Raw genomic sequence first — 10,337 nt, forward strand, 5'->3', positions numbered from 1 at the left:
TGAACACCCCATGAATCGGCCTGTCGTGACGCGAGACAGTGGCCGACATGAACGGTCTCTACGCCCTCAAACCCTGGTACGCCGCCCGGCTCAGCGGAGTGCGGGCCTTCCTGGTCGCCCACGGCGTCTGTCCTTCGGCCATCACCGTGTCAGGCATCGTGTTCGGCGCGGTGGCGGGAGCCGTACTCGCTCTGGGTGAGACGGGACCGTGGGTGGCGGCGGCCGTCGCGACGGCCCTCGCCGGCCGCCTGGCCTGCGCGAACCTCGACGGCGGCGTCGCTCGCGACGGTGGCAGGACCACCAGGTTCGGCGCCGTGGTCAACGAGCTGGGTGACCGGCTCGCCGAGTACGCGGCGCTGGCCGGATGCCTGGCGCTGGCCGACCCCGCGCTCGTGGCCTGCGCCGCGCTGGCCGCCACCCTCCCCTCGTGGGCCGCGCTCGCGGGCGCCGCCGCAGGGGCGCGGCGCCCGCAGGGCGGCCCCATCGGCAAGACCGAACGCTGCGTCCTGCTGGTGGTGTTCGCCCTCACGGGCTGGCCGGCCTGGCTGGTGGTGCTCGCCGCTGGCTCCCTGCTCACAGCGGTCGTACGCCTCGCGCGCGTCCACCGCGAGCTGCGCACCGCTCCTGCCCCGCAGGAGACCGGATCATGATCCTCGACACTGCCCCCTACCTGGCCGGAGCCCTCGGGGTGAGCGGGCTGGCGGTGTGGTGGTCCAGGCAACGCGAGCTGGTACGCCGCTGGACCACCTGGGCCATCGCCGCGCCGCTCGTGACGGGCAGCCTCCTGCTCGGCCCCCAGGGCGCCGCCGCGCTCGCGGTCCTGCTCGGCGTCGTCTGCGCCCTCGAATACTCCCGCCTGGTACGGCTGCGCGCCCCCGAACGCGCCATCCTGCTCGCGCACGCCACCCTGCTCCCCATCGCCGCCCTGATGGGCGACATGTGCTGGCCACCGGCCGTGTGCTTACTCGCCGTGGTGCTGACGCCGGTCCTGTCCGGCGACGCGGAGGACGGATCCCGAAGGGCCGCCTTCGGGATGTTCGGGCTGCTCTGGTTCGCCCCGCTGGCCGGGCTCGTCCTGCTCGGCCCCGCCCAGGCATTCGCCCTCTGCCTGGCCGTCGCCATCGCCGATGTGGCGGCGTGGTGCGGCGGCAACCTCGTCGGCGGCCCGCGGTTGTCACCGCTGTCACCGGTCAAGACTTGGAGCGGCGTGCTGGGCGGCGCGGCAGGCGGGCTCGGCGTGCTGGCACTGCTCGGATCGTTCACCCCCGCTCTGGCCGTCGCCGTCGCCGTCGGCGCGCCGCTCGGCGACCTGGTGGAGTCGATGGTCAAGCGCGGCGCGGGCGTCAAGGACGCGGGCGCCTGGCTACCTGGCTTCGGTGGCCTGCTGGATCGTGTCGACTCCCTCCTGATCGCCCTGGCCCTGGCGGTGGTGCTCGTATGAACGGCGCTCTCCTGCGGCGATGGTTGTGGCGGACCGCCTTCACCTGCAATGGCGGGTTGCGGGTGGAAGGGGCGGTGCCCGACCGGCCGTGCGTGGTCGTCGCCAACCACGCCTCGCACGCCGACACGGCGGCGCTGCTCGCCGCGTTGCCCGCGCGCAGCCGGCCCGTGGTGGCGGCTGCCGCCGACTACTGGTTCGCGGGCCCGCTGCGCTCGCTCGTCTGCCGCGCCCTCGTCGCCGGCTTTCCCGTACGGCGGGGCGGGGGCGGCTCGGCCGACCTCGCGCGCGCCGTACGGCTCCTGGAACAGGGACACATCGTCGTCGTCTTCCCCGAAGGCACGCGCTCGCGGGACGGCCGCGTGGGCGAGTTCCGCTCCGGGGCCGCGCGCGTCGCCGGCAAGGCGGGAGTGCCGCTCCAGCCCGTCACCATCCACGGCACCTCCGAGGTGCTGCCCGTACACGGGCGAGTGCGGCGGGGACAGGTCCTCGTCCGTTTCTGCCGGCCTGTTCACGACCTGGAAACCGCACACAAGCTCATCGAAGGAGATATTTCATGAAGTGGACCATCATGCGGCTCCTGCTGCGCACGGTCGGACAGCTCAGCGAGGGCATCCGCATCGGCTACCGGCACGGCTTCGACAGCGGCACGATGCTCGACTACGTCTACGCCAACGAGCCGCGCGGGCGGCTCGGCCTGGGCAGGCTCATCGACCGCGTCTATCTGAACGCCGTCGGATGGCGTGCCATCCGTGCCAGAAGGGCCCTGCTGCACGACATCCTCAGGGAGGAGGTCTCGGCCAGAGCCGGCCGGGCGCTGATCCTCGACGTGGCCTCAGGCCCCGGCCGCTACCTGCAGGACCTGGCCAAGGAACAACCGGAGACCCAGGTGGTCTGCCGCGACCTGACGCCCGACGGGCTGGCACTCGGGGAGAGGCAGGCGGCGGCACGCGGCCTGACCAACATCGTCTACGAGCAGGGCGACGCCTTCGAACCCGCACCGCTCGACCGCCCGGCCGACATCATCGTGGTCTCCGGGCTGTACGAGCTGATCCTGGACGAGGAGCTGATCAGCAAATCGGTGGCCCGCCTCCGTGACCTGCTCGCGCCCGACGGTGTCCTGATCTTCACCACCCAGACCCGCCATCCACAACTCGAGTTCATCGCCAACGTGTTGCCCAACCGCGACGGTGCGCTGTGGGTCATGGAGTGCAGGTCGGTGCAGCAGGCGCACGGCTGGGCGCGGGAAGCAGGCTTCGAGGACGTCGTCAGCCGCATGGAGAAGGTGGGCCTCTTCGCGGTCACGACCGCCCAGAACACCGGTGGCCTCAAGAGCCGCTAGGTCGGCCAGGTGCGCCGAGGTCCTGCTGACCCATCATGAGGGAAGTGTCGTGAACGCGGGGCTGACGGCGCCGGCCTGGGCTGACGTCCCGCTCCAGCAGGCGCCGAACCCTCATCACGACCCCAGCAACCAGAAAACCGCCCCTTACCTGTGGATTTTCCGCAGGTAAGGGGCGGCCTGATGTCACAGTGGAGGTGGCGGGAATCGAACCCGCGTCCTTCAACCCCAAGTCAGGGCTTCTCCGGGCGCAGCCTGCTGTGCTTTTCTCAGCCCCGGCGATCACGCAGGCAAGTCGCCGACGGGCTCAGCCACTGTAAGATTTCCCGATCTTCCCCGTGGCCGGGTCGACCGGTTGAGCCTTCTAGCGATGCCAGACACCGGGCCGAAGGCACTCCCGGGCTGACAGTGGTTTCGCTGCTTAGGCAGCGAGGGCCAGGGAGTCCCTGGCCGCCACAGTGCTCTTGGAATTGGCACTTGTTGTTTGCGGTCACAGGATTAACGAGGTTATGTCCGCCGTCCTCGGCCCGCTTCACCTGGCTTGCAAGGCCAAAGTCGAAGCCAGTCACCCCCTGTGCAGTTGTCAACACATCTCTCTAAAGAGCTGCGCGACACGAATGTACATGGGACAACGCCCTCTGCGCCAACTTAATTCCCGTATGGCGAAACCCCCGGGAGCGTGGCACGGTGGCACGCGCTCCCGGGGGCCGACCGGCAGGGTCGAGCCGGTCCGGACGGCAGGACTTCCCCCGAGATGAAGTCCTGATCTCATCACGGCGACTGGGTCCGCAACCCCCCGAGCGAGCCCAGTCACTCAGTAAGACGCACCCGGGTGGCCGATTGGTTGCTCACCGTCACGAAAATCTCACAAGGGGTCGCCGACCGGCCCTCCCGGGTGCCCCGCGAGCCTTGCCGACCCGCCCTCCCGGGTTGACCGGACCGTCCCACGAGCCGGGCCGCCCTCGCAGACCCGCTCTCACGGGGTCCGGAGGGCTGCGAAGAAGCTGCCCGCCACCGCGCCGGCGTCGTAGTTCTTCGCCAGCACCGCGATCGCCACACCCCCCTGCCAGCCGACGAACCAGGTGTGCTCGTCGGCCGCCGACGTCGTCACGCCGTAGACCTTGCCCCTGCCCGCCTGGGCGGGCGTGCCGACGGCACCGTCCCGCATCATCGTCGTCAGCGCCATGCGGACCTTGGGATCGAGGGGCACCGGCGCGGGCTGGACGGTGGGCACGACTTCGGCTGCGGGGTCGGGCGAGTCGGGGTCGGTGACCAGCACGGGCGGATGCCAGGTGCCCGAGGCCACTGCGGCGGCCACCAGCGCCATGCTCAGCGGGCTCACCTCGACGTTCTGGCCCGCGATGACCCTGGCCTTGTCGGCGTCGCCGGCCAGCTCGGGCAGGGCGCCGCTGAACGACTTGAGCGGCAGCCGCCACGGCTGCCCGATGCCGTAGGCCTTGGCGCTCTTGGCGAGGTCGCCGGCCGTGACCCGGCGGGCGAGCGAGGCCAGCGCGGTGACACACCCCTTGGCGAAGTGTTCCTGGAACGTGGCCGACTGTGTCATGCCGACGCCTACGCCGGAGTTCGCGAACTTCGTGCCCCCGACGGTGCGCTCCTGCGGGCAGGCCAGCCGCTGTTTGGGGCTCACCCCGGACTTGAGCAGCGCGTCCGCGGCCACGATCGAGAATGCCGTGCCCGCGGGAAACTTGCCGGCCAGGGCGTGTTTCTCCTGATGCAGGTTCTTGGTGCCGACCGCGCGGATCTCGCCGGTGTTGCGGTCGACCGCCACCAGTGCGCTGGTGTCGGTGACGGCCACCGCCCGCTCGGCCGCCGCCTGGACGGCGCGGTCGATCGTGGTCTTCACCGAGAGGTTGCGCCGGCCCGGCCATTCCTTCAGGAGGGCGACCTGCTCGCCGGTCTTGAGGTCGAGGGTGATCACCTTGGTCTGCGTGGAGCCCGTCAGGTATTCCTGATAGGCCTGCTGCAGGCCGCTCTTGCCCACGGAGTCGCCGGCCCGCTGCGGGCCGCCGAGCTTCTGCTCGCTCTCCGGTGTGAGCGCGCTGACGGTGCCGACGATCTGCCGGGGCGCGTCGGGATTGACGGGCTGGTCCTGCTGCTGAATCTCGATCCCGGCGATGGCGTCGAGCTTCGGCTGCATCGTCTGGTAGCGCGAACGCCCGAACGTGACCAGCTGGACGAACTTGTCGGGCGGTGACGACCTGATGCGGCTCAGCAGGCGGTCTTGGGCGTATCCGGTGACCTCGGACAGCTTGGCCACGATCTCTTCCGCCTTGCCGTCCAGCTTGGCGGGATAGACGCCCGCGACGTAGAGGACGGTGTCGGTCTGCAGCGAGTCTCCCGACCTGTCGAGAACCGGCTGGCGTGGCGTCGGGTGGGTGTCGACGGCGAACCGCTGACCCTCCTTGAGCTGCGGATGCAGCACGGAAGGTGACCAGCGCACCTTCCACACGCCGTCGACCAGGTGGAGCGGGAGCACGCCGTCGTATTCCCAGAGCGGGTTGTTCTCCCCGAGATCGACCTCGGCGTGGAAGCCGGCCTTGGACTCCTCGCCCGTCACGCTGACGTCCGTGATCTTGAAGCGGAAGGAGGCCGCGTCGAGCTCCAGCTTGGCGTCGGCCAGCGCCTTGCGCACGGTCGCCAGGTCGCCGTCGGCGCGGCCGGCCGCCAGGTCGTAGTCGCCCGACTGCCAGCCCACGAGGAAGTCGCGCACCGCGTCGTGCGGTGACGGCTCCTCGAAGCAGCCGGTCAGCATCGTGCTCGCGACCGCCAGCGTGAGGGTGGCGGTGACGGTGCGGCGGGCGCGTCTCATCGGTGCGGTGCCGCCGCTCTCATCGGTTGCGTTGCCGCAGCGCCCGGGCCATCTCGCGCTTGGCCTGCTGCTCCGCCAGCGCCTGCCGCTTGTCCCAGTCTTTCTTACCGCGCGCCAGCCCGATCTCGACCTTGGCCCGGCCGTCCTTGAAGTAGAGCACCAGCGGCACGATCGTGAGCCCGCCCTCCTTCGTCTTGGCGGCGAGCTTCTCGATCTCCTTGCGGTGCAGCAGCAACTTGCGCTTGCGGCGGGCCGTGTGGTTGGTCCACGTGCCCTGCGTGTATTCGGGGATGTGGACGTTGAGCAGCCACGCTTCGCCGCCGTCGATGCTGGCGTAGCCGTCGGCGAGCGAGGCGCGGCCCTCGCGGAGCGACTTCACCTCGGTGCCCTGCAGCACGAGCCCCGCCTCGAAGGTCTCGTCGACGTGGTAGTCGTGCCGAGCACGTTTGTTCTGGGCGATGACCTTCCGCCCGGTCTCACGTGGCATGCTTCGACTTTACCGGCGGCCGGAGCGGCGGCGGCCCATCCGCGCGCGCATGGTTAGACCCTGAGGTAGCGGCGCAGGGTCACGAACGAGGCCAGGACACAGATCACGACGCCGATGACCATGGTGATCGTGATCGTCTGGGCCACGTCGTTCCAGCCGAGCTGAGAGGTGGCGTCGCCGAAGAAACTGCCGAGCTCCTCGAACAGGAAGACCTTCGCCATGATCAGAATGATCGCCGAGAACACCCCGCCGATCAGGCCGGCGATGACGCCCTCCATGACGAAGGGGAGCTGGATGTAGAGGTTGGACGCGCCGACCAGCCGCATAATGCCGGTCTCCCTGCGTCTGTTGAAAGCCGACAGCCGGACCGTGTTGCCGATCAGCAGGGCGGCCGCCAGCACCAGGATGATCGCCACCGCCAGCGCGACGAAGGCGAGCCTGTCGAGCATGACGAAGAACGGGCCGATCAGCTCTTTCTGGTCGAGGACCTGCGCCACGCCCGGCTGGCCCTCCACCGCCTGGACGATCGGCTGATAGTTGTCCGGGTCGACCAGCTTGATGCGGAACGACTGCGGCATGTCCTCGACCTTGGCGGCGTCCACGAGAGCCTGGTTGGCGGAGTAGGAGTCCTTGAAGTTCTTGTATGCCGCCGTCTGGTCCTCGAAGTACACCTCCTTGACCCCTGGGATGCTCTTGATGTGTGTCTCAAGGGCCTTGATCTGCCCGTTGGTGGCCTCCTTGCCGTTACACGCCGGCATGGCGGTGCCCTTGCCACACAGGAAGACGGAGACCTCGACCTTGTCGTCCCAGTAGCCCTTCATCAGGCCGACTTGGGCGTTGATCATCAAGCCGACGCCCAGCATCGCCATACCGACCGCCACGGTGATGATCACCGCGATCGTCATGGTCAAGTTGCGACGGAGGCCGATCCAGACCTCGGAGAAGATGAAATTCGCCCGCATGTTCTGTCTGCAGCTCCCTGTCAGTACGCCTGGCCGTACACGCCACGCGACTGGTCACGGACGATCTTGCCGTCCTCCAGCTCCACGACACGCTTGCGCATGGAGTCGACGATGGCCGCGTCGTGCGTGGCCATGACGACCGTGGTGCCAGTCCTGTTGATGCGGTCGAGCACCTTCATGATGCCGATGCTCGTCGCGGGGTCGATGTTGCCCGTCGGCTCGTCGGCCAGCAGGATCATCGGCCGGTTGACGAACGCTCGGGCCATGGCGACGCGCTGCTGCTCGCCGCCGGACAGCTCGTCGGGCATGCGGTGGGCCTTGCCTTCCAGGCCGACCAGCTCGATGACCTCGGGCACCACCTTGCGGATGAACCGCCGGGGTTTACCGATGACCTCGAGCGCGAACGCCACGTTCTCGTAGACGTTCTTGTTCGGGAGCAGCCTGAAGTCCTGGAACACGCAGCCGATGCGGCGGCGCAGGTGCGGGACCTTGAAGTTGGAGAGACGGGACAGATCTTTCCCGGCGACGTGGATCGCGCCGCCATTCGGCCGCTCCTCCTTCAGGATCAGACGCAGGAACGTGGACTTGCCTGATCCCGAAGGACCGACGAGGAACACGAACTCGCCCTTGTCCACGTCAACAGACACGTGGTCGAGAGCGGGCCGGTTCTGGTTCGCGTAGACCTTGATGACATTATCGAAATGGATCACGAGAGCATCACGGCATGCCAGTCTAGGGGTCAGGACGGAAGCGAGGGTGGCATATGCCCACTTCCCGCCACTGGCCGACCGGGGGCGCCTTCTTTACCGATGATCGACGTTCCGATTGGCCAGACGACAGTCTAGAGGGAAGACTGGCATGGAACGTCCATAACGGAAACAAAACGATTGTGCGGCTAGACTTGGGACTGTCATGAGCTGTGAACACCTCGTATGCGCGCAATGCGCCCACCCCGTGATCGAGGGACGCTGCCCCGTCTGCCGCGCCAGCCGAGAACGCGTGCACCAGCACGGCTTCGCCGGGCTGTCACCCGCCGTCGTCGTCGCGCTCCTCGTCGTGCTGCTTTTCGTGAGCCTCGTGCTCAACCACCTATTCGGTGTCTGACTCCTGCCGCCGCATCCAGCGGATCTCCGACTCGATGAACGTGTCGAGGTCGCCGTCGAGCACCGCCGACGGGTTGCCCGCCTCGGTGTTGGTGCGCAGGTCCTTCACGATCTGGTAGGGGTGCAGCACGTAGTTGCGGATCTGCGTGCCCCATGACGTGGTGGACGCGCCGCGCAGCTCCGACATCTTCTCCGCCTCCTCCTGCCGTTTGCGCTCGAGCAGCTTGGCCTGGAGCACGTTCATGGCGGTGGCGCGGTTTTGCAACTGCGAACGTTCGTTCTGGCACGAGACGACGATGCCGGTCGGGATGTGGGTGATGCGCACCGCCGAGTCGGTCGTGTTGACGCCCTGGCCGCCCGGGCCGCTCGAACGGTAGACGTCGACGCGGATCTCGTCCTCGTTGATGTCGATGTGGTCGGTCTGCTCGACCACCGGCACGACATCGACCCCGGCGAACGACGTCTGCCTGCGCCCCTGGTTGTCGAACGGGCTGATGCGCACGAGGCGGTGGGTGCCGTGCTCGCCGCGCAGCGTGCCGTAGGCGTAGGGGGCCTTGACCGTGAACGTGGCCGACTTGATGCCGGCCTCCTCCGCGTAGGAGGTGTCGTAGACCTCGGTGGCATAGCCCTTGCGCTCGGCCCAGCGCAGATACATCCGCAGCAACATCTCGGCCCAGTCGGCGGCGTCGACGCCACCGGCCTGGGAGTTGATCGTGACGAGCGCCTCGCGGGCGTCGTATTCGCCCGACAGCAGCGTGCGGACCTCCATGGCGCCGATGTCGGACTTCAGCGTGTCGAGCTCCTTGTCGGCCTCGGCACGCGTGTCGTCGTCGCTCTCCTCGGCGGCCAGCTCGTAGAGGACCGTCAGGTCGTCGAGCCTGCGCGCCAGGCCCTCGACACGGTTGAGCTCGCCCTGGAGGTGGGAGAGCTTGCTGGTCACCCTCTGTGCCAGGTCGGGGTCGTCCCACAGGTCAGGGGCGGCAACCTGCTGCTCGAGCTCGTCGATCTGCTTGCGCATCGCGTCGAGGTCGAGCACGTCCTGGATGCTGCGGAGCGTGCCCGCGAGCTCGTTGATCTCTTCTGCCGGATCCATACCTGCCACGTCTCCCTACACTAGCCTCCTCCGAGGACTTCGCCTCCCAAGCGCCCCTGTCCAGCGCTGGAGACCCGCTGATCGGTGTCGGGGGCCTCGGCGTGCCGCCGACGCGAATAGCATGGGCCAGGTGCGTGTACATGGTCGGCGGACAGCGCTGGCGCTCGCCGCCGGCTTGCTTGCCGCGGCGACCGCCTGCACCAGTGATGCCCAGCCACGATCGACCCCCACCAGCTCCGCCGCCGCCGCGTCCACCACCCCCTCGCCATCGCCGGACGAGCCGGAGGTCACGCAAACCGAGGCGGCCGAGGTCTTCTCCGAGGTCACCGTCTCCGACGACGTGCTGCGGGTGAAGAGCGACCTGCAGGGGCGCCTCGGGCTGGCCGTCGACCTCACGGCCGGCGGGCAGACCCGCATCACCGTGGCCGACTACCTGTCCACCGACTACGCGCCGCGCCGCTACACATGGGGGTCGCCGACCCTGTTCGTGCCCCGGTTCGAGCAGGGCGAAGGGTCGCCGTGGTTCAGCGCGCTGGCGACGCGCGACGGGCATCCGACGCTCCTGACGTTCACCAGGTCCGACCGCTGGCGCATCAGCTCCGCGGCCCGGCTCCTACCCGGACAGGAGCTGCCGGAGATCGAACTCGACGCCGACGGCTACGCCGACGCGGTCGCCTCCGACGACAAGACCGTCACCATCAGCCCGCAGTTCATGGGGCCCGTGCACGCGAGCGTGGCCGAGACGGGCACCGCCGGGGTCACCGCCGGGCTCGTCGCGGAGGGGCCGTACACGACGGAGGTGGCCGAGCAGATCGCCTCGCGCCGCGAGGACGCCAAGAGCGAGGGCTTCAGCTACGACTCGATCTTCAGCGCCGACAACTACCCGGTCTACGCGCTGCGCACCGAGGACGGCGGGGCGCTCATCCAATACTCCCTGTCCAGGACCACGACCACGACGACGCGCACGGCCGAGGACGACTACATCCCGGTGCCCAGGTCGGCCAGATGGGCGATCAGCACGCCGGTGCTGCGCCGCACGTTGCGGCTGGTCGAAACACACCAGTACGCGACCGCCGTCCCTCCCC

General features: G+C 68.8%; 11 protein-coding genes and 1 other RNA gene. 6 read left to right on the top strand and 6 right to left on the bottom strand.

Going from position 1 to position 10,337, the window contains the following annotated elements; translation table 11 throughout:
• The first annotated feature begins 47 nt into the window (after nt 1-47).
• Genes E1294_RS35985 through E1294_RS36000 form a run of 4 tightly spaced genes read left to right on the top strand, consistent with a single transcriptional unit; the run spans nt 48 to nt 2,780 of the window.
• Nucleotides 48-650: a CDP-alcohol phosphatidyltransferase family protein gene (locus E1294_RS35985; protein ID WP_132515445.1), complete on the top strand. Its 603-nt coding sequence runs from the start codon at nt 48-50 to the stop codon at nt 648-650.
• On the top strand, nt 647-1,441 hold the full coding sequence (locus E1294_RS35990) for a phosphatidate cytidylyltransferase (RefSeq protein ID WP_132515446.1): 795 nt from the start codon (nt 647-649) through the stop codon (nt 1,439-1,441). The genes E1294_RS35985 and E1294_RS35990 overlap by 4 nt, the downstream gene beginning before the upstream one ends.
• A complete protein-coding gene (locus tag E1294_RS35995; protein WP_132515447.1) occupies nt 1,438-1,998 on the top strand; it encodes a lysophospholipid acyltransferase family protein in 561 nt (186 codons plus the stop codon). The genes E1294_RS35990 and E1294_RS35995 overlap by 4 nt, the downstream gene beginning before the upstream one ends.
• A complete protein-coding gene (locus E1294_RS36000; protein ID WP_132515448.1) occupies nt 1,995-2,780 on the top strand; it encodes a class I SAM-dependent methyltransferase family protein in 786 nt (261 codons plus the stop codon). Before E1294_RS35995 ends, E1294_RS36000 begins: the two co-directional genes overlap by 4 nt.
• Nucleotides 2,781-2,966: 186 nt before the next feature.
• Here E1294_RS36000 and ssrA read toward each other — a convergent pair.
• From ssrA to ftsE, 5 genes are all read right to left on the bottom strand, one after another.
• Nucleotides 2,967-3,350, bottom strand: a transfer-messenger RNA (tmRNA) gene (ssrA, locus tag E1294_RS36005).
• A 403-nt stretch (nt 3,351-3,753) separates the two neighbouring features.
• The gene (locus E1294_RS36010) at nt 3,754-5,607 is read right to left on the bottom strand and encodes a penicillin-binding transpeptidase domain-containing protein (RefSeq protein ID WP_132515449.1); all 1,854 of its coding nucleotides are present in this window, start codon (nt 5,605-5,607) and stop codon (nt 3,754-3,756) included.
• Between the two features lie 19 nt (nt 5,608-5,626).
• Nucleotides 5,627-6,094: an SsrA-binding protein SmpB gene (gene smpB, locus E1294_RS36015; RefSeq protein ID WP_132515450.1), complete on the bottom strand. Its 468-nt coding sequence runs from the start codon at nt 6,092-6,094 to the stop codon at nt 5,627-5,629.
• A 53-nt stretch (nt 6,095-6,147) separates the two neighbouring features.
• Nucleotides 6,148-7,056: a permease-like cell division protein FtsX gene (gene ftsX / locus E1294_RS36020; protein ID WP_132515451.1), complete on the bottom strand. Its 909-nt coding sequence runs from the start codon at nt 7,054-7,056 to the stop codon at nt 6,148-6,150.
• 20 nt (nt 7,057-7,076) lie between these two features.
• On the bottom strand, nt 7,077-7,766 hold the full coding sequence (ftsE, locus tag E1294_RS36025) for a cell division ATP-binding protein FtsE (protein ID WP_132333661.1): 690 nt from the start codon (nt 7,764-7,766) through the stop codon (nt 7,077-7,079).
• 244 nt (nt 7,767-8,010) lie between these two features.
• Here ftsE and E1294_RS36030 point away from each other — a divergent pair, with 244 nt between their 5' ends.
• Nucleotides 8,011-8,160 carry a hypothetical protein gene (locus E1294_RS36030; RefSeq protein ID WP_246083540.1) on the top strand — a complete coding sequence of 50 codons (150 nt, stop codon included), beginning with the start codon at nt 8,011-8,013 and terminating at the stop codon, nt 8,158-8,160.
• Here E1294_RS36030 and prfB read toward each other — a convergent pair.
• Nucleotides 8,146-9,261, bottom strand: a complete 1,116-nt coding sequence (gene prfB, locus E1294_RS36035; protein WP_132515453.1) for a peptide chain release factor 2 — start codon at nt 9,259-9,261, stop codon at nt 8,146-8,148. The two genes, E1294_RS36030 and prfB, sit on opposite strands and share 15 nt — an antisense overlap.
• Before the next feature lie 121 nt (nt 9,262-9,382).
• Here prfB and E1294_RS36040 point away from each other — a divergent pair.
• Nucleotides 9,383-10,337: DUF8094 domain-containing protein (locus E1294_RS36040; protein ID WP_132515454.1), on the top strand; the 955-nt coding region annotated here is incomplete at its 3' end.

It is taken from the genome of Nonomuraea diastatica (assembly GCF_004349015.1).
Taxonomy (GTDB): Bacteria; Actinomycetota; Actinomycetes; order Streptosporangiales; family Streptosporangiaceae; genus Nonomuraea; species Nonomuraea diastatica.